The organism is Bradyrhizobium sp. USDA 4454 (assembly GCF_054822705.1).
In genome coordinates this window covers 7385001-7406595 of record NZ_JBTRCN010000001.1, presented here as the reverse complement: position 1 = coordinate 7406595, position 21595 = coordinate 7385001, and the positions used below count along the sequence as shown (strand labels likewise).

Annotated in this window: 15 protein-coding genes, 2 tRNA genes, 2 rRNA genes, 1 pseudogene and 1 riboswitch (1 of these 21 running past the window's edge); of the genes and pseudogenes, 11 read left to right on the top strand and 9 right to left on the bottom strand. The window is 63.7% G+C overall.

All coding sequences use genetic code 11. The features are described 5' to 3' along the window. Positions 1–293 precede the first annotated feature (293 nt). Both ACVIW0_RS34505 and ACVIW0_RS34500 read left to right on the top strand, forming a co-directional pair. On the top strand, positions 294–1871 hold the full coding sequence (locus tag ACVIW0_RS34505) for a hypothetical protein (protein ID WP_461356404.1): 1578 nt from the start codon (positions 294–296) through the stop codon (positions 1869–1871). Between the two features lie 68 nt (positions 1872–1939). After that, a complete protein-coding gene (locus ACVIW0_RS34500; RefSeq protein WP_461356403.1) occupies positions 1940–2269 on the top strand; it encodes a hypothetical protein in 330 nt (109 codons plus the stop codon). Positions 2270–3012: 743 nt separating this feature from the next. Here ACVIW0_RS34500 and ACVIW0_RS34495 read toward each other — a convergent pair. The 3 genes and pseudogenes from ACVIW0_RS34495 to ACVIW0_RS34485 all read right to left on the bottom strand — a co-directional run bounded on the left by ACVIW0_RS34495 (position 3013) and on the right by ACVIW0_RS34485 (position 5988). Next, positions 3013–3946: pseudogene (locus tag ACVIW0_RS34495) on the bottom strand (prephenate/arogenate dehydrogenase family protein). Positions 3947–3954: 8 nt separating this feature from the next. Further along, positions 3955–5052 (bottom strand): histidinol-phosphate transaminase, encoded by a 1098-nt coding sequence (hisC, locus tag ACVIW0_RS34490; protein WP_461356402.1) that lies wholly within the window; start codon positions 5050–5052, stop codon positions 3955–3957. Between the two features lie 87 nt (positions 5053–5139). Further along, positions 5140–5988 carry a chorismate mutase gene (locus ACVIW0_RS34485; RefSeq protein ID WP_461356401.1) on the bottom strand — a complete coding sequence of 283 codons (849 nt, stop codon included), beginning with the start codon at positions 5986–5988 and terminating at the stop codon, positions 5140–5142. Positions 5989–6174: 186 nt separating this feature from the next. Then, positions 6175–6254, top strand: a riboswitch (SAM riboswitch). 87 nt (positions 6255–6341) lie between these two features. On the opposite strand from ACVIW0_RS34485, the gene metX reads away from it, so the two are divergent. Then, positions 6342–7547 carry a homoserine O-acetyltransferase MetX gene (gene metX / locus ACVIW0_RS34480; protein WP_461356400.1) on the top strand — a complete coding sequence of 402 codons (1206 nt, stop codon included), beginning with the start codon at positions 6342–6344 and terminating at the stop codon, positions 7545–7547. Further along, positions 7544–8209 (top strand): methionine biosynthesis protein MetW, encoded by a 666-nt coding sequence (metW, locus tag ACVIW0_RS34475; RefSeq protein ID WP_244068453.1) that lies wholly within the window; start codon positions 7544–7546, stop codon positions 8207–8209. Before metX ends, metW begins: the two co-directional genes overlap by 4 nt. A 135-nt stretch (positions 8210–8344) precedes the next feature. Here the strand turns inward: metW and ACVIW0_RS34470 are convergent, their stop codons facing one another. Further along, complete coding sequence (locus ACVIW0_RS34470) at positions 8345–9217, bottom strand: alpha/beta fold hydrolase (protein WP_461356399.1); 873 nt, start codon at positions 9215–9217, stop codon at positions 8345–8347. Between the two features lie 246 nt (positions 9218–9463). Here ACVIW0_RS34470 and ACVIW0_RS34465 point away from each other — a divergent pair, with 246 nt between their 5' ends. Further along, positions 9464–10123, top strand: coding sequence for a TIGR02594 family protein (locus tag ACVIW0_RS34465; protein WP_461356398.1), 660 nt, complete (start codon positions 9464–9466; stop codon positions 10121–10123). A gap of 81 nt (positions 10124–10204) precedes the next feature. On the opposite strand, the gene ACVIW0_RS34460 is transcribed toward ACVIW0_RS34465, so the two are convergent. The 3 genes from ACVIW0_RS34460 to ACVIW0_RS34450 all read right to left on the bottom strand — a co-directional run bounded on the left by ACVIW0_RS34460 (position 10205) and on the right by ACVIW0_RS34450 (position 12065). After that, positions 10205–10597, bottom strand: a complete 393-nt coding sequence (locus ACVIW0_RS34460; protein WP_461356397.1) for a YARHG domain-containing protein — start codon at positions 10595–10597, stop codon at positions 10205–10207. 83 nt (positions 10598–10680) lie between these two features. Continuing rightward, a complete protein-coding gene (locus ACVIW0_RS34455; protein WP_461356396.1) occupies positions 10681–11493 on the bottom strand; it encodes an MOSC domain-containing protein in 813 nt (270 codons plus the stop codon). Between the two features lie 56 nt (positions 11494–11549). Further along, positions 11550–12065, bottom strand: a complete 516-nt coding sequence (locus tag ACVIW0_RS34450) for a GNAT family N-acetyltransferase (RefSeq protein ID WP_461356395.1) — start codon at positions 12063–12065, stop codon at positions 11550–11552. 54 nt (positions 12066–12119) lie between these two features. On the opposite strand from ACVIW0_RS34450, the gene ACVIW0_RS34445 reads away from it, so the two are divergent. Further along, the gene (locus ACVIW0_RS34445) at positions 12120–12683 is read left to right on the top strand and encodes a helix-turn-helix domain-containing protein (RefSeq protein ID WP_461356394.1); all 564 of its coding nucleotides are present in this window, start codon (positions 12120–12122) and stop codon (positions 12681–12683) included. Positions 12684–12873: 190 nt separating this feature from the next. Continuing rightward, positions 12874–15525 carry an ATP-dependent chaperone ClpB gene (gene clpB / locus ACVIW0_RS34440; RefSeq protein ID WP_461356393.1) on the top strand — a complete coding sequence of 884 codons (2652 nt, stop codon included), beginning with the start codon at positions 12874–12876 and terminating at the stop codon, positions 15523–15525. Positions 15526–15582: 57 nt separating this feature from the next. Here the strand turns inward: clpB and ACVIW0_RS34435 are convergent, their stop codons facing one another. Next, positions 15583–15840, bottom strand: coding sequence for a hypothetical protein (locus tag ACVIW0_RS34435; protein ID WP_461356392.1), 258 nt, complete (start codon positions 15838–15840; stop codon positions 15583–15585). A gap of 93 nt (positions 15841–15933) precedes the next feature. Then, a complete protein-coding gene (locus ACVIW0_RS34430) occupies positions 15934–18003 on the bottom strand; it encodes a peptidoglycan DD-metalloendopeptidase family protein (protein WP_461356391.1) in 2070 nt (689 codons plus the stop codon). Between the two features lie 1003 nt (positions 18004–19006). On the opposite strand from ACVIW0_RS34430, the gene ACVIW0_RS34425 reads away from it, so the two are divergent. The 4 genes from ACVIW0_RS34425 to ACVIW0_RS34410 form a co-directional block, all read left to right on the top strand. After that, positions 19007–20495: ribosomal RNA gene (locus ACVIW0_RS34425) — 16S ribosomal RNA — on the top strand. 210 nt (positions 20496–20705) lie between these two features. Continuing rightward, positions 20706–20782: transfer RNA gene (locus tag ACVIW0_RS34420), tRNA-Ile, on the top strand. 35 nt (positions 20783–20817) lie between these two features. Beyond that, a tRNA-Ala gene (locus ACVIW0_RS34415) sits at positions 20818–20893 on the top strand. A gap of 410 nt (positions 20894–21303) precedes the next feature. After that, positions 21304–21595, top strand: a 23S ribosomal RNA gene (locus tag ACVIW0_RS34410); it runs 2552 nt beyond the window's last position. The 16S and 23S rRNA genes sit together here with 2 tRNA genes alongside, the layout of an rRNA operon.

Below are 21595 nucleotides of genomic sequence, written 5' to 3'. Positions count from 1 at the left end.
ACAATCCTGCAAAACTCGCGCATAGCGCGAGAAAAACTCACGCGAAGGCGCGACGCTTGTGTCGTAGGGCGGGTTAGGCGAAGCCGTAACCCGCCGCGGCTATGGCGGATTACGCTCTCCGCTAATCCGCCCTACTATTCATGATTCCCTCGCGCGCGATATCGTCCGTCGCGGCAAACTATTCCCGCAGTCGCGATGAGAAAAACGTGACCGGAATATTGCGGCCGACTGCGAATATCATTCCCCGAGTGCCGCTCTCTCGCCTGAGGAAACAACCTCGTGTGGAGAATGCGATGCGAATTCTCGGGGGAATTCTGCTCGGCAGCAGCATGCTGCTGTCGGCAGGTCCGGTGTTGGCTGAGGACGATGCGTCCGAGCTGAAGGCGTTGAAGGCACGTCTCAAGCAGCTCGAACAGAGGATGGAAGTGCAGGCGCGCAAGGAGGAGGCGCTGGCGGCAAGGCAGAGCGCGATACAGAACACGCAGATGGCGGCGAAGGCGCCGGTGCCGTTCGATCCCTGCGCTTCGGGCAAGCTCTGCTACAAGGGCGTCACCTTCACCTTTGGCGGCTGGGTCGATCTCACCGGCATCTATCGCACCCGCAACCTCGCCTCCGATTCGGGCTCGATCTACAACTTCATTCCGTTCCCGCAGAGCAAGAACTTCAACACCGGCGAGTCGCGCTTCACCGCGCGCCAGACCCGCTTCTCGGTGCTCGCCGAAGCCAATGCTACGGAGACCATCCACGTCGCCGGCTATGGCGAGCTCGATTTCGAGGGCGCGGCGCAGACCGCGAATTCGGTCGCGACCAACTCGTTCAACCCACGGCTGCGGCAGGCCAGCATCGAGATCGACCGCAGCGATCTCGGCCTGCACGTGCTCGCCGGCCAGTCCTGGTCGCTGAACACACCGAGCAAGGCGGGCATCGATCCGCGTGGCGCCGATACGCCCGGCGTGATCGATTTCGAGCTGGTGCCGGGCTTCCTCGGTGCGCGGCAGCCGGGCGTCCGTGTCTGGCAGGATATCGGGCCCGAGTTCAAGCTCGCGGTCTCGGCCGAAAACCCGCAAACCTCGTTCTTCGGAGGCAATACGCCGCTGGTCGGCACGCCCGCGGTCGGGCCGCAGGGCGTTCTCAATCCGAACCTGCTGGTGAACCTGACCGGCCCGGGCGGCAGCTTCTTCAACAGCCTGAACAATGTCAGCCTCAACCACGTGCCTGATGTCACCGTGAAGGGGGCGTGGGATCCGCGGCTCGGGCCGTACAAGGTGCATGTCGAGGCATGGGCGCTGTATCGCGACTTCTATGATCGCTTCAACTTCGCCAATCACGACGTCAACACGGTGAGCTTCGGCGGCCATCTCTCGGCCGAGATCGTGCCGAAGACGCTGGAAGTGCAGGCTTCGGCATCCTACGGCGCGCTCGGCCGCTTCACGGCGACGCCGTTTCCGGATGCGACGGTGCGCCAGGATGGCTCGATCCAGCCATTGCCGATCACGGCCTTCCTGGTCGGCTCGGTCTGGCATACGACGCCGGAGCTCGATCTCTACGCCTATGCCGGGCTCGAGAAGACCAAGGCGACCTTCTCCAATGTCGGCACGGTGCCGTTCGGCTATGGCAATCCGCTCTACAACAATCTCGGCTGCAGCATCGAGAACTCTCCGGCCGCGACCTGCAACGGCAACACTTCGGAGGTCAGGCAGTATACCGTCGGCTTCTACGACACGATCTTCAAGGGCGCCTACGGCACCATCAAGGCCGGCGCGCAATATTCCTACACCCAGCGCTTTGCCTTCGAGGGCGTCGGCGGCGCGCCGAGGACCGACGATCACATCATCATGTCGCAGCTCCGCTACTACCCGTTCTCGCCGTAGCAACCTGCAGATGGAGCGCTGCGCCGGCAAAGGAGATCGCACATCGTGACCAGACCGAGGGGAGGGCCGTGATCGCCCGCGAGATAATGATGGTCAGCGGCGCCGCGCATCTGCTGCAGCGGACCGGGCTGGCGATGGCCGGTGCCATGGGCCGCACCTTCGTCGCCGCCCAGCTCGCGAAAGGGCACGTCGCTTTCTTCGGTACGCTTGTCTTCATCGCGACGACGATCGTGATCGGTGCCGTCGGCTTCTATATCGGCATTAACCGCCGGCCTCGTCGCGCGCCTGCGGCCGGCACAGAAAATCGCGGCGACGTCGGCCGGACCGATCCGGGATTAGCGGCTGCCACGGCGACGGTCGCGAGCCCAGAGCCTGTCGTTCCGATTTACAGAATTTAACTTGACATTGGACCCAACTCAGATGTTCAATATGCGCGTCTCACCCGATCGAGGGGCGCTGCGCATCGTCAGGAGTGTTGCGGTGAGATGCGGTGGACGCTGCTTGCGCACTGACGACGTGCACAATGAGGCGGACGGCGAAGTCGTGCAGACCTGACGCCCTAGCGGCAGGTGTCTCCTAGCGGAACGCGCAAGCGTTCTCGCGAAGGACGGTGACAAACAAGCCCAGTCTCACCGGGGCGAGCACGTATAAGCCGTAAAACCATCGCGCAGGGAAAGCCGGGATGTTTCCGGTTACACCTGTGGTCCGACCTCCGGTGCTTTTTTATTTGCACCGGACCCATGGGTGCGATCGGCACCCGGCTTTCCCTGCGCCCTCTGTCTCCGGAGCGGCGAAACGAAATGTAAAGCTCGGGCAAATCATGTCGCGAGAATGCGGATGTTTGCGCAAACGTATCCCCGTCATCCTGAGGAGCCGCGAAGCGGCGTCTCGAAGGATGCACGGCCCGACTGGTGGCCGTCGATCCTTCGAGACGCGCATTCCGCGCTCCTCAGGATGACGGGTTGAGCTCTACCGCGCGAACTATCCGCCTCGTCGTCCCGGCGCAGGCCGGGACCCATAACCACAGCCGATCATTGTTGTGCAATGCTGGAACGACGAGTCTCGTTCACGACACAGGCCTCGGCGTATGCGTCCCGGCCTGCACCGGGGACGACAGCGAGCATGTGGGCCGAAGCCCATCCTACTTCTTCAAATTCGCATGCGGGCGGCCGAAGTCGGGCGCGGCGGAATCCTGGCCGGTCTCGACGATGCCGCGGCGGATGGCGCGGGTGCGGGTGAAGTGGTCGAACAGCGCTTCGCCGTCGCCGCGGCGGATCGCGCGGGTCAGCTTCGACAGGTCCTCGGTGAAGGTGCCGAGCATCTCGAGCACGGCGTCCTTGTTGGCGAGGAACACATCGCGCCACATCGTGGGATCCGACGCCGCGATGCGGGTGAAGTCGCGGAAGCCGCCGGCGGAGAATTTGATGACCTCGGATTCCGTCACCTGCGCCAGCTCGTCGGCGGTGCCGACGATGGTGTAGGCGATCAGATGCGGCAGATGACTGGTGATCGCGAGCACGAGGTCATGATGATCCGGCGTCATGATCTCGACCTTGGCGCCGAGCCCGGCCCAGAACGCGCGCAGCCGGTCGGTCGCAGCGGGATCGGTTCCGTTGGGCGGCGTCAGGATGCACCAGCGGTTGATGAACAGCTCGGCGAAGCCGGAATCCGGCCCCGAATGCTCGGTGCCGGCCACCGGATGCGCGGGCACGAAGTGCGCGGTGTCAGGCAGGTGCGGGCGCCATGTCCTTGACCACCGCGCCCTTCACCGAGCCGACGTCGGAGATGATCGCACCCGGCTTCAGATGGCCAGCGATCTCGGCCGCGACCGCGCCGCAGGCGCCGACCGGGATGCAGAGGATGACGAGATCGGCGTCCTTCACCGCCTCGATGTTGGTCTCGACGACGCGATCGACGATCCCGAGTTCGGCGACACGCGCGCGCGTCTTCTCCGAGCGGGCGGTGGTGACGATCTCGCCGACCAGCCCCTGCGCGCGGGCGCCGCGCGCGATCGAGCCGCCGATCAGGCCGAAGCCGATCAGCGCGATGCGGTTGAAGAGCGGAGCGGTGGTCACGTCGATGTTCACTTTCCGGCCAGGAAGTCGCGCAGCCCCTCGACCACGAGACGGTTGGCTTCCTCGGTGCCAATGGTCATGCGCAGCGCATGCGGCAGCTTGTAATTGTTGAGCGCGCGCAGCACGAGGCCGCGCCGCGTGAGATAGGCATCGGCCTCCGCCGCGGTCCTGCCCTTGTCGGTCGGGAAGTGGATCAGCACGAAGTTGGCGACGCTCGGCGTCACCTTCAGTCCGAGCTTGCCGATCTCCTCGGTCAGCCAGTTGCGCCACTGTCCGGTGTGGGTCCGCGACATCTGCACATGCGCGGTGTCCTCGATCGCCGCCACCGCCGCCAGCATCGCCGGCGTCGTGACGTTGAACGGGCCGCGGATCCGGTTGCAGGCATCGACGATATGCGCCGGGCCGAACATCCAGCCGACCCGAAGCGCGGCAAGGCCGTGGATCTTGGAGAAGGTGTGGGTCACCACCGTGTTGTCGGTGGTCGCGACCAGCTCGATGCCGAGCTCGTAGTCGTTGCGCGAGACATAGTCGGCGTACGCCGCGTCGAGCACCAGCAGCACGTGCGAGGGCAGCGCGGCGCGCAGCCGCTTGACCTCGTCGAACGGGACATAGGTGCCGGTCGGGTTGTTCGGATTGGCGAGCCAGACCAGCTTTGTGCGCGGCGTCACCACCTTGAGGATGGCGTCGACGTCGGCGGTGAAGTTGGTTTCAGCCGCGATCACGTTCCTGGCGCCGTTCGCCATGGTGGCGATCGGGTAGACCAGGAAGCCATGGGTGGTCGAGATCGCTTCGTCGCCGGGGGCCAGATAGGTGTGCGCCAGCAAATTGAGGATCTCGTCGGAGCCGGCGCCGCAGATGATGCGGTCGGGATCGAGCCCGTAGGCACGGCCGATCGCCTCGCGCAGCACCCGCGAGGTGCCCTCCGGATAGTCCTCGAGATGGTCGGCAGCCGCCTTGTAGGCCGCGATCGCCTTCGGCGACGGCCCGAACGGGGTCTCGTTGGCGGACAGCTTGAACACCTTGCGGCCCGGTTCCGGCACCGGGCTCTTGCCGGGCGTGTAGGGCGCAATATCGAGGATGCCGGGGTTCGGCACGGGGCGGGACATCATCAACTCCGATTAGAGCGTTTTCCAGCGAAGTGGATACCGGTTCGCGTCAAGAAAACGCGTCAAAACAAGAATCCGTACGGGCGGCTAGCCTTTGGCCGACCCGTTAGAGGGCACCGTATAGCGCGTTGCGTGGCTGCCGACGAGGGCCGAAGAGCGCACCGAGGCGCCGGCCTCGATCAGGGCAAGCTTGATGGTCTCGAAATCGTGTCCGGTGACCGAGACCAGCAGCGCCGCGCCATCGAAGGCGGTGTCGGGGACCGCCACGATCTCGGCGAGCGGCGCCAGCGCGCGGGCGACATCGGCGTTCCAGCCGGACACGCGGACGCTCCACATCTGGACCTCCGTCACCATCGCATCGTCGGCGACCCGCGAGACCAGGAACACCGGCAGCGCGGCGGGATGGTCGGCGCGCTCCAGGAACGGCAGCCGCGCGATGATCTTCGGCGCGCCCTCGGCCTCCAGCGCATTCCACCACGGCGTGCGGCTTGCGATCGCGGAGACCAGCGCGAGGTCGCCCTTCGATTTCGCCACCGCCTCGACTGCGGCCTGCGCGCTGAAATGCGAGACGTAGGGCACCACGAAGCCGAAGTGAAACCGCGCCGAGTCGCGCATGGCGGACTCGCCCACCGACACATCGGCATGCACCGCGAAGGGCGCCTGCACATAGGTGAAGGTCGAGATGATGACGCGCCAGATGCCCTCGATGGTGTCGAGCGGCAGGATGCCGCGATGGCGCTGCACCAGCTCGCGCATCATGCTGGCCTCGCGCGCCGGGCGGAATGCCGAGCCGACCTCCTGGGTCTTCTTGACCTGGATCAGGCGGTCGATGATGTCGCCGCGCGCCATCAGCAGGCGATGCACCTGCGCGTCGATCGCATCGATCTCCTTGCGCAGCTCCTGCAGCGTGGGCGGCGACGGGGGTGGGTTGGCCATGCTCTCAAACCTTGTCGTCAGGGCGGCCCGTTGCCGCGTCGGACAGGGTCCCTGATTAGGAAAGACGGCCGCCGAAAGCAAAGAGAAACGTCGCAGGCGTGCCTTGCGCATTCGGTTAACCATCGGCGCCCGGCAGGGGGGCGCTCGCTGGCCGCCTTGACGGCGGGGGGCCCGGGGACTAGGTTCGTTGCACTCCGTGGTCATTTGAGCCGGCCGGCTTGCAGCCACGTTAAACAACTCGCTAAACAGGCCGGGGACAGATCAGCTCCCGGCCGAACCTATGTTCAGGCCGGGTTTTTTTATTGGCCTGATTTCTGTTCGAGGCCTCCCGCGCGGGAGGCAGGGTCGCTGAGATGAGCAACGTGCGTCCGATAACGAGCCCGCAAACCCAGAGCGATGATCGCGCCCATGAGGCCGATCATCCGTCGTCATTGGTGGCGAAGTTCGGCATGGACCAGCCGCTCAAGCTCGATTGCGGCGTCGATCTTGCGCCGTTCCAGATCGCCTATCAGACCTATGGACAGCTCAATGCCGACAGGTCCAACGCGATCCTGATCTGCCACGCGCTGACCGGCGATCAGCACGTCAACAACATCCATCCGGTTACCGGCAAGCCCGGCTGGTGGGAGACCATGGTCGGCGCCGGCAGGCCGATCGATCCCGACAAATACTTCATCATCTGCTCCAACGTGATCGGCGGCTGCATGGGCTCGACCGGCCCCGCCTCGCTGAATCCTGCGACCGGCAAGGTGTGGGGGCTGGATTTCCCGATCATCACGATCCCCGACATGGTGCGCGCGCAGGCGATGCTGATCGATCGCCTCGGCATCGCGACGTTGTTCTGCGTGGTGGGCGGCTCGATGGGCGGCATGCAGGTGCTGCAATGGACCGCGGCCTATCCGGAGCGCGTGTTCGCGACGCTCGCGATCGCCTGCTCGACGCGCCACTCGGCGCAGAACATCGCGTTCCACGAACTCGGCCGACAGGCCGTGATGGCCGATCCGGACTGGCGCGGCGGCCGCTATGTCGACGAAGACACCCATCCGCATCGCGGGCTGGCGGTGGCGCGGATGGCCGCGCACATCACCTATCTCTCGGATGCCGCGCTACACCGCAAGTTCGGGCGGCGGATGCAGGACCGCGAGCTGCCGACCTTCTCGTTCGATGCGGATTTCCAGGTCGAGAGCTATTTACGCTACCAGGGCTCGTCCTTTGTCGAGCGCTTCGACGCCAATTCCTATCTCTATCTGACCCGCGCGATGGACTATTTCGACATCGCCGCCGACCATAACGGCGTGCTGGCGAAGGCGTTCGCCGGCATCAAGACCCGGTTCTGCGTGGTGTCGTTCACCAGCGACTGGCTGTTCCCGACCTCGGAATCGCGCGCGCTGGTGCATGCGCTGAATGCGTCGAGCGCGCGGGTCTCGTTCGCCGAGATCGAGACCGACAAGGGACACGATGCCTTCCTGCTCGACGTGCCCGAATTTCTCGACATCTCCCGCGCCTTCCTGCTGTCCGCAGGCAAGGCGCGCGGATTGAAGGACGGCGGCCAGTCATGAGCATGCAGCAGACACTGCCCTTGCCGGGCGTCGCGCCGGAGCGGACCGGCGGCTATCGCAGGGATCATCTTCTGGTCGCCGAGATGGTGCGGCCGGGCTCGCGCGTGCTCGACGTCGGCTGCGGCGATGGCGAGCTGTTGCAGCTCCTGGAGAGCCGCGGCATCGACGGTCGCGGCATCGAGCTGTCGCGCGAGGGCGTCAATGGCTGCGTCGCCAAGGGGCTCGCAGTGGTGCAGGGCGACGCCGACACCGACCTCGTCAACTATCCCGATGACGCATTCGACTACGTGATCCTGTCGCAGACCCTGCAGGCGACGCGGCAGCCCAAGGTGGTGCTGGAAAACCTGCTGCGGATCGGCCAGCGCGCCATCGTCTCGTTCCCGAATTTCGGATTCTGGAAGATGCGGCTGCAGCTCCTGATCGGCGGTCACATGCCGCGCACCGAGAATCTGCCGGCGAGCTGGTACGACACATCAAACATCCATTTCTGCACCATCAAGGATTTCGTGGAGCTCTGCGAGCAGATCAACGTCAAGATGGAGCGCGCGGTCGCGCTCGATCTCTACGGCCGCCCGGTGCCGCTCAACCTGCCGTGGTGGGTGTGGAACATGTTCGGCGAGCAGGGCGTGTTCCTGCTCAGCCGGGGCGGGCAGGGGAAGTAAGGGCTGCGCCACCAACCACTGTCGTCATTCCGGGGCTCGCGAAGCGAGAGCCCGGAATCCATCGGGCCGCAGCCGCGGTGGATGAATGGATTCCGGGTTCTCGCTTCGCGAGCCCCGGAATGACGGCCTGACGGCCTACACCGGTGCCTTCACCAGCGACCTCGGATCGCGCACCGGCCAGCGGCCGGCCTCGACCAGCGCGATGAAGCGCTCGACAATCTCGTTGAACAGCGCCGGCTCCTCGAGATTGAGCACATGGCCCGACTTCGGGAAGAACGACAGCCCGGCAGCCGGCAGATGCTGCTTCAGGAACAGGCTGGGCGCGATGCAATTGTCGTCCTCGTCGCCGCACAGGATCAGCGCCGGCGTCGCGGCGCGCCTGATGGCGTCGGTCATGGTGTAGATCGAGGGCCGGCCGCCCTGAAAGCTGCGCATCGTGTTGGCCGAGCCCTTGGCGTCGTGGCGGGCGAGGGCGGCGTAGAAGTCGACATGGCCGCGCGGATCCTTCACCAGGAATGGGATCCGGCTCGGCGCCTCCCGCGTCACCTTGGCGACCTCGGCCGAGCCGATCGCCTCATATTGCTCGGCATTGGCACGGCACTGCGCGCGGAAGGCCTCGAGGTTCTCGAGCGACGAGCCGGAGCCGACCGCGGCGAGCGTCATCGACAGCGCGCGCTCCGGCGCGTTAAGGGCGACTTGCAGCGACGAATAGGAGCCCATCGAGAGGCCGATGAAATGCGCACGTGCGATGCCGAGATGATCGAGCACCGCAAGCGCGTCGGTGTAGAAATGCTTGTAGGTGTAGACCTCGGCACTCGCAGGCACGTCGGACGGCGTGTAGCCGCGCGCGGAATAGGCGATGCAGCGGTGGCCGCGCGAGAAGTAGCGCATCTGCGGCTCCCAATTGGTGTGATCGGCTGCGAACTCGTGCAGGAAGATGATCGGGGTGCCGTGGCCTGCCTCCTCGAAATAGAGGCGGACATGATCTTTCGTGGTGGCGTAGGGCATTGGAATTCTCCTCTCGTTGGCCGCTCCCAGCTTTGCAGTTAATTTCCGCGGCCGCAATGCGGCAGTTCCGGTTCGTTTCCGGTCATCGAATCATCGCGGAATGACCCAGAAATCGTTTCCGCAGCGCCGCACGAAATCTTCCTCTCGCCACATCCGGATTTTCAATACCACCGCCGCGTTTCCCAAGGGAACTGCAAGGGGAATGCGACGGGGAGTTGGGGGGCGTTACAGAGGATCTCGTGAAGTATGGTTCAGTTGCTTGCGTATCGCCGGTCGCTTCGTGTCTTGGCGCTGGCTCTGTGTTCGCTCACCCTTGCCGTCGTTTCGGTCTCTTCGGCATCCGCCCGTCCGCATCATTCGCGTCACGCGCATTCGGCCCATGCCGGTCATCACGCGCGCCACTCGGTCCGTCATCACATCAGGCTGACGCGCGCCGAGCGCCGCGAGCGGCAGATGCAGCCGAGTGATTTCACCGAGGCCAATGCGGCGGTGTTGCCGGGGAACGATGAAGCCGTGCCCAACACCGGCGGTGTGAGCATGGCGGGCGGCTTCGGCTCGACCGGCATCGTCGCCGCGGCGCGCCGCTATCTCGGCGGCGGCAACCCGACCGGCCGCTCCAGCCTGTGGTGTGCGCGCTTCATGAACATGGTGCTGCAGCAGACCGGCCACCGCGGCACCGGCTCCGACATGGCGAGCTCGTTCGCCAGATACGGGACCCGCGTCTCCGGCCCGCAGGTCGGCGCCATCGCCGTGATGGGCCGCCGCGGCGGCGGTCATGTCGGCATCATCACCGGTGTCGACGCCAGGGGCAATCCGATCATGATCTCGGGCAACAGCAGCCATCGCGTCCGCGAGCTGCCGGTCTCGCGCGGCCGGATCTATGCCTATGTGATGCCGACAAGCTGAAGCGGGACCATCCACCTCTCCTCGGGGAATGCGGGAGAGGTGGTTACGCGCGGCGAAGTCAACCGGCGCTGCCGGCTGGCCTCACTTCTCGTGCTCCTTCGCCTCGATCGTGTCGACGTTGGTGGCCTCGAGGTTGCTCAAGGGCACTTCGACCGCGGCGGGTTGATACCAGGCGAATTGCGAGAAGTAGTTCGCCAGCACCTGATCCTTGAAGAACCGGCCATGCCGCGCGAAAATCTCGTTTCGCGCGATGCGCAGCTCGGTCGTCGACATGTCCTTGAGATCGGCGTCGGTGAGAAATCGCCGATCGGAATCCGGGAAGAGGAAGCCGTCATGCGCCTTGGCGCGCTGCGTGACCGACGCCGGCACGGCCGGCGGCGTCGTGCGCTCGATGGTGGCCTGGTCATCCTGTCCGCCCGGCTTCACCACGGTATGCTCGAACGCCGGCCCGACGGTCCAGACCGCCAGCGCCAACGCCGCGGCGGCGACGCCCGCGCCGTACTTCCAGTAGCGCTTGATCGGCGAAACCTCGCGCAGTGGCGATTGCCCGGCCTCGCTCAGGACGACGCTGCTGCCGCTGCTGGTGAATGGCGCGGTTCCGCGGCGATGGTGTCGCCGACGGCCGCGCCGCCATCGCTGATGATCTCGGCGTAGATGCCGCATTCATTGTTGCCGAAGCGCTGCATTAGGGTGTTCGGGACCGAGAGGTCGCGCACGCCGGTATCGGGATCGACGTTGACCGCGGCACAGCGTGTGATCCGCTTCACAACCTTGGCGCGCGCGCTGCCGATCGCGATGGTCTGGTCGAGCAGGCTGGCTTCATGCCAGGCCGGCCAGCCCTCGACATAGAGGTTGGCTCGAAAGCGCAAGGGATGCACCGGCGCCTGTACCATCTCCTCGATCGCCCGCAGGCTCGCCAGGTTGATGATCGAGACCACCTTGCGCGGGACATCGGAGAAACTGTGGCCGGGGCTCACCAGCACCTTGGGCGGTCCCTTGATCTGATCGGCATGGCGGTCGGCGAAATAGCGCTCGATCGCCGCGCGCCCTGCCTCGGTCTCGAGATCGCCCTGGGCCAGCATCGCGCCGTCCCGGCGCAGCGTCAGCACGTGGCTGTCATCGTCGAAATGGGCCTGCAGCGGCGCCAGCCACTCGTCCCGCTGCAGCATCAGGAAATGCGGCTTCGCCAGCCAGGTCGGCGCCGAGGCATCGAACCCGCTCGGCCCGTTCTCGATCGCGTAGCGGCGATCTGAGCGCAGCGTCTCGCCGACCTTAAGCTCTGCACGGGGCAGGGACTCGGGCGTCAGGCCCTTGACGGGGTAGCGATAGATGCCGGTGATCCTGGCGGAGGAGGTGTGCGTGCTGTCCATCCACTCGCTCTAGCTTGTTTGGCGGGCGAGGAGAACTGCCGGGAGCGCTGAGGCAGCTAGTCGGGCCGCGACGCGCCAGGTCTGTCCAGCACGCGCTGCATGAACACGAGTTCGAGCCAGCGACCGAACTTGCGCCCGACCTCCGGCATCCTCGCGACCTCGACAAAGCCTAACTGCGCGTGCAGCCGGAGCGAGGCGGGATTGCCTCCGTCGATGCCGGCGATCATGACGTGCTTGCCGAGCGCGGTGGCCGCGGAGATCAACTCGTCGACGATCACCCGGCCAAGGCCGCGGCCGCGATGGTCGGCGTGGATATAAACGCTGTGCTCCACGGTGTAGCGGTATCCCGGGAAGGCCCGGAAATCGCCGAACGTGCCATACCCAAGCACCACAGGCCCTTCGGCCGCGACCAGCACCGGGTAGCCTAGCGCCAGCCGGGCCTTCATCCAGGCCAGCCGCTCGGCCTCGGAATCCTGCTTCTCCGTCCAGATCGCGTTCGAGTTGGCGACCGCCTCGTTGAAGATCGCGGTGATCGCAGGGATGTCCTGCTCGGTGGCGGCGCGGATAATCATTGGTTCCTCGACAAGCCTCTTGAATGGACCGCATCGTCTACTATATAAGACGATATGTCAATTATAGAGGATAAGGCTGATGAGGCTCTCGGGCGGCGGGTTCGTGCCGAACGGGAGGGGCGCGGCTGGTCGCTGGCGGAACTGGCCCGGCGGGCGGGTGTGTCCAAGGCCATGCTGAGCAAGATCGAGCGGGCGGAGGCCAGCCCGACAGCGGCGACGCTGTCGCGGATTGCGACCGCCTATGGCCTGACCATGGCGGCGATGTTCGAGGTTGCGCCAGCCGGTTCCCGCCTGCAGCGGGCCGAGGACCAGCCGGTGTGGCGCGATCCGAAGGCGGCCTATCTGCGGCGGCAGGTGTTCCTGCATCCGGCCAATCCGCTGGAACTGGTCGAGGTCGAGCTGCCTGCCAAGCAGGAAGCCGGCTTTCCCGCCAGCGCCTATCACCTGATCCGTCAGGTGGTCTGGGTGATCAGCGGCCGCCTCACCTTGATGGAAGGCGCGGAGCGCCATGAGCTCGCTGCGGGTGACCGCGTCGAGCTCGGCCCGCCGTCCGACATCGTCTTCCGCAACGAAACTGCTCAGCCCTGCCGCTACCTTGTCGCCATTGTGCGGCGCTGAGATCGAACAGGCGAAATCGCAGAGTGGCTCTTCCGTTTTGGAACCAAGTGCCCACATCTGTGGCAAGCCTGAAAAATGATGGCGACGACCAGAGGCTGGTTGAGGAACGTCAACGCGGCCCGCGGAAACCCAATGAAGATGCTGTTGTCATGCCTGCATGGGTGACGACGGCAGGCCGAGGGAAAACGAAATGAACATTGAGAAGTACACCGAGCGCGCGCGCGGATTCATCCAGTCTGCCCAATCGCTCGCAATGCGCGACGGTCACCAGCAGTTCTCACCGCTGCATCTGTTGAAGGTGCTGCTGGACGACAGTGAGGGGCTCGCCGGCGGTCTGATCGACCGTGCCGGCGGCAATTCCAGAGCGATCCTGAAATCGACCGAAGAGGCGCTGAACAAGCTGCCCAAGGTCTCGGGTAGCGGTGCCGGACAGGTCTACCTGTCGCCGGAGCTGGCGCGCGCCTTCGATGCGGCGGAAAAGGCCGCCGACAAGGCCGGCGACAGCTTTGTCACCGTCGAGCGGCTGCTGCTCGGGCTCACGCTCGAGAAGGGCAGCGAGGCGGCGAATATCTTGAGCAACGGCGGCGTCACAGCGCAGAACCTGAACGCGGCGATCGAAGCGCTGCGCAAGGGCCGCACTGCGGACAGCGCCACCGCCGAGAATGCCTATGACGCGCTGAAGAAATATGCCCGCGACCTGACCCAGGCTGCGCGCGACGGCAAGCTCGATCCCGTCATCGGCCGGGACGAGGAGATCCGCCGCACCATCCAGGTGCTGTCGCGGCGGACCAAGAACAATCCCGTCCTGATCGGTGAGCCCGGCGTCGGCAAGACCGCGATCGTCGAGGGCCTGGCGCTGCGTATCCTCAACGGCGATGTGCCGGAGAGCCTGAAGGACAAGAAGCTGCTGTCGCTCGACATGGGCGCCTTGATCGCAGGCGCGAAATATCGCGGCGAATTCGAGGAGCGGCTGAAGTCCGTGCTGCAGGAGGTCTCGACCGCCGAGGGCGGCATTATCCTGTTCATCGACGAGATGCACACGCTGATCGGCGCCGGCAAGACCGACGGCGCGATGGACGCGTCCAACCTGTTGAAACCTGCGCTCGCGCGCGGGGAGCTGCACTGCATCGGTGCGACCACGCTCGACGAGTACCGCAAGCATGTCGAGAAGGATGCGGCGCTGGCCCGCAGGTTCCAGCCGATCTATGTCAGCGAGCCGACGGTCGAGGATACCATCTCGATCCTGCGCGGCCTGAAGGACAAATACGAGCAGCACCACGGCGTGCGCATCGCCGACTCCGCGCTGGTGGCGGCGACCATGCTGTCGAATCGCTACATCACCGACCGCTTCCTGCCCGACAAGGCCATCGACCTGATGGACGAGGCGGCGGCGCGGCTGAAGATGCAGGTCGATTCCAAGCCGGAAGAGCTCGATTCGCTGGATCGCGACATCATCCGGCTGAAGATCGAGCAGGAGGCGCTGAAGAAGGAGAGCGATGCCGGTTCGAAGAGCCGCTTGCAGACTCTGGAGAAGGAACTCGCCGAGCTTGAGGAGCGGTCGGCGGCGCTGACGGCGCGCTGGAGCGCGGAGAAAAACAAGCTCTCCAACGCCCAGAAGCTGAAGAGCGAACTCGATGCGCTCCGCGTCGAGCTCGCCAATGCGCAGCGTCGCGGCGAATTCCAGAAGGCGGGCGAGCTGGCCTATGGCCGGATCCCCGAGCTGGAAAAGAAGCTCGCCGACATCGAGGCCAGTGAGGACGCCAAGTCGGACGGCGGCGAGATGGTGGAGGAGGCGGTCACCGCCAACCACATCGCGCAGGTCGTCTCGCGCTGGACCGGCGTGCCGGTCGATAAGATGCTCGAGGGCGAAAAGGACAAGCTCCTGAGAATGGAGGACGCGCTCGCCAAGCGCGTCGTCGGCCAGGCCGAAGCCGTGCGTGCGGTGGCAACCGCGGTGCGCCGCGCCCGCGCCGGCCTGCAGGATCCGAACCGGCCGACCGGCTCGTTCATGTTCCTGGGGCCGACCGGTGTCGGCAAGACCGAGCTGACCAAGGCGCTCGCCGCTGACCTGTTCAACGACGAGACCGCGATGGTCCGCCTCGACATGTCCGAGTTCATGGAGAAGCACTCGGTCTCGCGGCTGATCGGCGCGCCTCCCGGCTATGTCGGTTACGACGAGGGCGGTGCCCTGACCGAAGCCGTGCGGCGCCGGCCCTACCAGGTCGTGCTGTTCGACGAGATCGAGAAGGCGCATCCGGATGTCTTCAACGTGCTGTTGCAGGTGCTCGATGACGGCCGCCTGACCGATGGTCAGGGCCGCACCGTCGATTTCCGCAACACGCTGATCATCATGACCTCGAACCTCGGTTCGGAATTCCTGGTGAACCAGCCCGAAGGCGAGGACACTGCTGATGTCCGCGATCAGGTGATGGGCGTCGTGCGGGCGCATTTCAGGCCGGAATTCCTGAACCGCATCGACGAGATCATCCTGTTCCACCGGCTGCAGAAGAGCGAGATGGGCCGCATCGTCGAGATCCAGTTCGCGCGGCTGACCAGGCTACTCGAGGATCGCAAGATCGAGCTGACGCTCGACGCCAAGGCGCGGGACTGGCTCGCGGAGAAGGGCTGGGATCCGGCTTACGGCGCCCGTCCCTTGAAGCGCGTGATCCAGCGCAACGTGCAGGATCCGCTGGCCGAGATGATCCTCGCCGGCGAGGTCAAGGACGGCGATCGCGTGCTGATTTCGGTGAAGGGCAACGTGCTGACCTTCAACGGTCAGGTGTCCAAAACCGCCGAGATCGTGCAGTTCGACGCCCCGGTCTCGAAGCGCAAACTGAACTGACGGCTCAACAGCCAGAACCCTCTCCGCAGATTGCGGGGAGGGTCTTCATTTTGCGAGTCATTCCTGCGGGACGATCGGCGGTGAGGGGTCGTCATCCTCGACGGGCTCCAGCTCGGCGAGGATATCGACCAGGTCGCGAGCGCGGCCCGTGGCCAGCGGCCTGCCGTCATTCATCAGCGGTTCGTCATTGGCAAGCCAGGCCTTTGCCTCGGCAAGCTCGGCGGGGGTCGCTCCGGATGCGATGATTCTCGCGATCGTGACGTCGTCGGCATTGCCGACGGCTTTCAGCACGTCATCACGGGTGAGGCTGGCCATGCGCACCTCCTCTGCAAGGGGGGGTCTTTGCCGGGACAAGCCGAATCGACGGCGGATCGTTCCGTTCGGAACGGTCTGAAGCAGGTTCCGCCGTTAGCGGTTGGTGGTGGAGCGGGTCTGCGACGTCGAACTCGTGGCATCCGAGACGATGCGCGAGCTGCCGCGGCTGGACATCTGGGCTTCGATCTTGTCGCGGGCCTGTTCGAAGCTCGCCAGCATCGGGCCTTCGAGCGAGCGGCCGCGCGGCAGTTTCACGCGCATCGGATCGACGAATCGGCCGTTGACCAGGATTTCGTAATGGACGTGGGGTCCGGTGGACTGGCCGGTCGAGCCGACGAAGCCGATCACTTGGCCCTGCCGCACCTTCTTGCCGATCTCCATGCCCTTGGCGAAGGCCGACATGTGGCCGTAGGCCGTCTCGTAGCCATTGGCATGCTTCATGCGGATATATTTGCCGTAACCGCCCTCGTATCCGACCTTCTCGAGCACGCCGTTGCCGGACGCGAAGATCGGCGTGCCGTAGGCGGTGGCCCAGTCGACGCCGGTGTGCATCTTCACATAGCCGAGGATCGGATGGCGGCGGCCGCCGAAGCCCGAACGCATGATCGCGTTGTTGACCGGCTTGCGCACCAGGAACTTCTTCGCGCTCTTGCCGGTCTCGTCATAGTAGTCGACGAGGCCGTCGTCCGAGCTCTGGAAACGGTAGTATTTCTTGGTTTCGCCGCCGACCGTCAGCGAGGCGTAGAGCACTTCGGTCTTTTCGGTGCTGGTGACGCCTTCGTCCTCGCCGGCGAAGAACACGTCGAACGAATCGCCGGGCTGCACCTTGCGCTGGAAATCGACGTCATAGGAGTAGATCTTGACCATGTCCTCGATGACGGTCGGCGGCACCTTGTTGCGCAGCGCGGTCTCGTAGATGCTCTGATAGAGCCGGACGCCGCTGCCATCATCCTCGTCATCGTCGCTGGAAGTGTCGGCGGTGTCCGTCGTGGTGTTCATGCTCTGCACGTCGACCGCGACGTATCTGCCGAGATCGGACAGTGCGGCGACGGCCTCGACCACGGAATCGTTGGCGACGACGACGCGATAGGGCTGCAGCCTGACATTCGGTCCGGGAGCTGCCGGCGCCATCAGGATCCGTACCTTCTGGCCTTCCTTCAGGCCGCCGTCGCGGCCGCGCGGGCCGAGCGTTGCGGCAATCGCCTTCGCCTCGTCGGCCGTTGCACCCTGATCGCGCAGGATCGAGGTGATGCTGTCGCCCTTCTTGACGACATGAATCCGTTCACCGACCGGGTTTCCGCCGGTGACCTGCTCCTTGGTCTTCGGCAGCAGGGTGACGTTTTCCGGCACCACGCGGGTCTCGAAGCCGGCATAGGGATCGGAAGTGTTGCCCTCGGTGGCGTAGGCCATCCGCATATCGGGGCCGGCGCCGCTTGCATCGGCCGTGGCATTGGCCAGCGAGGCGTAGCGCACTGAATTGCCGGAGCCGCGCCAATTGGCGGCGTCGCGCACCCGCATCAGCACGTCGTCGAGCGCGACGACGGCGGCGAGCTTGGCTTTCGGCAGCACCGATCCGAGATCCTTGGTGACGAAAGAGACCTCGGCGTCGGGCTCGGCGGCGTCGGCCGCATTCGGATCCTCGGCGGCCGCCGACGTGTCGGAGCCGACATCGGTCAACAGACGCTGTGCATTGAACGGCGGGATCTTGGACGACAGATCGCTCGTGGTCATCGAGAGATTGCCGGAAATCCGGATGAAGGGCCGCACCCGCATGACGTCGCGATTGCCGACACGGGTCACGGTCGAGACGCGCACCAGGCTGCGCGAGGCGGAGGATTCGCTCGGCGGCGGCAGGCGGTCACCCTTGTGCAGGTTGACGACGCGATCATTGCCGGTGAAGGCGCCGCGCAGCGCGCCTTCGACGCGCTCCGGCACCTTGGCGAAGGTCATCTCGCCGTCGAGCGACGCAAAAACGGCGCCGCCGATCAGGGCCGCGCCACACAGTCCGGTCAGAATGGTGCCGCTGAACCATTGAACGGAGACACGGCGGCGATCGATCACCGCGGCCTCGGTGCCGTCGACTGAGAGCGGCGGTTCGTGACCGAGATCGATCATCCCGGTCTCGCGCCCAATGCCGCTTCCGCGTGACGCCCGTTGGCTCAACCCGATGTCCCCCCAAATTCCAGCAACTGCGATCGTCCTCTGCTCGTCCTCATCTCCGCCTCGCTCCCTCCGAGAGGGATTTCGGCAGCGTGGCGAGCCACACGCATCGAAGTCGAAGAGACGAAGGCCATTCGCTGGCCGCACTCTCGAACATCAATGGTGTGCAGATCTCTCGATATTGCTCGGCCGCGTAGGGACGAGGCGACGGGTTCTCGAAGAAATCGCCTGGTCCCCAGAAAACCCCCCGTGCCCCCACAGGTTACGAGCGGTTCAGTGCATCTCTTATAGCCAGAACGTCGCAGGATTGTGGCTCAAGTGCGGCATTTAAGGTGGAAAAGTTTCCTGAAGCAGGTCGGTGCCGCCGCCCCGCCTGGAGCGGCCCGGAACCCGTTCCGAGGGGGCCTGACGGGCTCCCCGTAGACAAACTTTTTTTCAAGTTTTTTGCCACGCGCGTCCGGCGGCGAGTTTTTACCTCCGACCTAAGTCTCGGAAAGAACGAGAGTTTCTTCGCACTGCACAAGCGATTTGGGCGTGCGACGATTTGTTGACAATGGCCGTTGACAATCCGGAGGGGTGGGGACTATAAACCAACCACTGAGCGCGGCGCCGCCGGGTCACTGACCAAGGCGAGCGAACGCGCCTCTGATGCTCCTCACTTAGATGAGTGACACAACAACCGACATAAATCGGTTGAGGTTCACTGTCTGCCGGTGAAGGGTAGAACCACCCTCTAAGGGTGTGGGGTCGTCCGATCCCGGGCTGTTTGACAAGTGAAGATGAAGAAAGAGAAACGTGGACGGCGGAGTCCTTGCGTCTCTCGGAATACTTGAAAGCTTCGGCTTTTGATTTCTGAGAGTGGACGAAAGACTTCGGCGGTACACGTTTAAAGGTTACACCATCGCTGCCAACGATGTGAATCGCAGGCGGCTCGTAGACTTCGGTCGACGAAGAATGGTGGGACCTCGTCAAACGTTGTGATCAGCCGGTTCAAAGGTTTCAAGTCCAACTTGAGAGTTTGATCCTGGCTCAGAGCGAACGCTGGCGGCAGGCTTAACACATGCAAGTCGAGCGGGCATAGCAATATGTCAGCGGCAGACGGGTGAGTAACGCGTGGGAACGTACCTTTTGGTTCGGAACAACTGAGGGAAACTTCAGCTAATACCGGATAAGCCCTTACGGGGAAAGATTTATCGCCGAAAGATCGGCCCGCGTCTGATTAGCTAGTTGGTGAGGTAATGGCTCACCAAGGCGACGATCAGTAGCTGGTCTGAGAGGATGATCAGCCACATTGGGACTGAGACACGGCCCAAACTCCTACGGGAGGCAGCAGTGGGGAATATTGGACAATGGGCGCAAGCCTGATCCAGCCATGCCGCGTGAGTGATGAAGGCCCTAGGGTTGTAAAGCTCTTTTGTGCGGGAAGATAATGACGGTACCGCAAGAATAAGCCCCGGCTAACTTCGTGCCAGCAGCCGCGGTAATACGAAGGGGGCTAGCGTTGCTCGGAATCACTGGGCGTAAAGGGTGCGTAGGCGGGTCTTTAAGTCAGGGGTGAAATCCTGGAGCTCAACTCCAGAACTGCCTTTGATACTGAAGATCTTGAGTTCGGGAGAGGTGAGTGGAACTGCGAGTGTAGAGGTGAAATTCGTAGATATTCGCAAGAACACCAGTGGCGAAGGCGGCTCACTGGCCCGATACTGACGCTGAGGCACGAAAGCGTGGGGAGCAAACAGGATTAGATACCCTGGTAGTCCACGCCGTAAACGATGAATGCCAGCCGTTAGTGGGTTTACTCACTAGTGGCGCAGCTAACGCTTTAAGCATTCCGCCTGGGGAGTACGGTCGCAAGATTAAAACTCAAAGGAATTGACGGGGGCCCGCACAAGCGGTGGAGCATGTGGTTTAATTCGACGCAACGCGCAGAACCTTACCAGCCCTTGACATCCCGGTCGCGGACTCCAGAGACGGAGTTCTTCAGTTCGGCTGGACCGGAGACAGGTGCTGCATGGCTGTCGTCAGCTCGTGTCGTGAGATGTTGGGTTAAGTCCCGCAACGAGCGCAACCCCCGTCCTTAGTTGCTACCATTTAGTTGAGCACTCTAAGGAGACTGCCGGTGATAAGCCGCGAGGAAGGTGGGGATGACGTCAAGTCCTCATGGCCCTTACGGGCTGGGCTACACACGTGCTACAATGGCGGTGACAATGGGATGCTAAGGGGCGACCCTTCGCAAATCTCAAAAAGCCGTCTCAGTTCGGATTGGGCTCTGCAACTCGAGCCCATGAAGTTGGAATCGCTAGTAATCGTGGATCAGCACGCCACGGTGAATACGTTCCCGGGCCTTGTACACACCGCCCGTCACACCATGGGAGTTGGTTTTACCTGAAGACGGTGCGCTAACCGAAAGGGGGCAGCCGGCCACGGTAGGGTCAGCGACTGGGGTGAAGTCGTAACAAGGTAGCCGTAGGGGAACCTGCGGCTGGATCACCTCCTTTCTAAGGATGATCCTTCAGCGAGCTCACGCTCACTATCGGATCGTTTTAGAAACATTCAGGGGCCAACAGTTTCAGGATTGTTGAGCTCCATTGGCGGGATTTCGCCGTCTTCGTTTCTCTTTCTTCGCGGACGAACACGCGCCAGGGGCTGAGCGCTGTGCGATGCATCGACTTCACGTCGGGTGCGCGCCGGCATGTCTCTCGTGTTAGGGGCTTGTAGCTCAGTTGGTTAGAGCGCGCGCTTGATAAGCGTGAGGTCGGAAGTTCAAGTCTTCCCAGGCCCACCATTTTGATCGAGTGCGGAGCATTCGTCTTCTGGTACGGGGCCATAGCTCAGCTGGGAGAGCGCGTGCTTTGCAAGCATGAGGTCGTCGGTTCGATCCCGTCTGGCTCCACCAGATGGTTTGATCACCAACGGCGTTACCGTCGTCCGCGAAACATCACTTCGCACGCATTGGTCCGGATGGACGGTGACGTGCGTGTTTTCTGACATCGTAAAGAGGAGATCGATCCGAGTTTGGATCCAGCGAAGCAATTCGCGGGTACCATTCCTAATCTCCAGATCGTTTTCGGCGCTCGCGCATCGCAGCTCATCGCAAGATGAGTGAGGTGAGCGAGTTGTAAAACGATCTTTGTAGCGAAGCTTGACCGCCTCGCTATCGGGCCGATCTTACGAAGCAAGCTGGTCTTTCTAGTCAATGTCCGGCTGCGCAATCGCATTCATCGAGGATGCGCGCCTGAGACTTCGGTCTTTGGGCAATTGTGCAGACAACATTCTGCCGAGTGTGTGGACATTGATAATGAGAGCAATCAAGTGCCTTAAGGGTGTTCGGTGGATGCCTTGGCGCTGAGAGGCGATGAAGGACGTGCTACGCTGCGATAAGCCGTGGGGAGCTGCGAAGAAGCTTTGATCCGCGGATTTCCGAATGGGGAAACCCACCTTCGATAGCCGGAACTCCAAGACCTTGTGGTTTTGGGGTTTGACCAGAAATGATCGGAACCATGACCTCTCGAGGTTTTGGATTTCCGGTTATCAAGAGAAGGTATGAGACTTCCGAATAAAATAGGAGGTTTTAAGCAAACCCAGGGAACTGAAACAT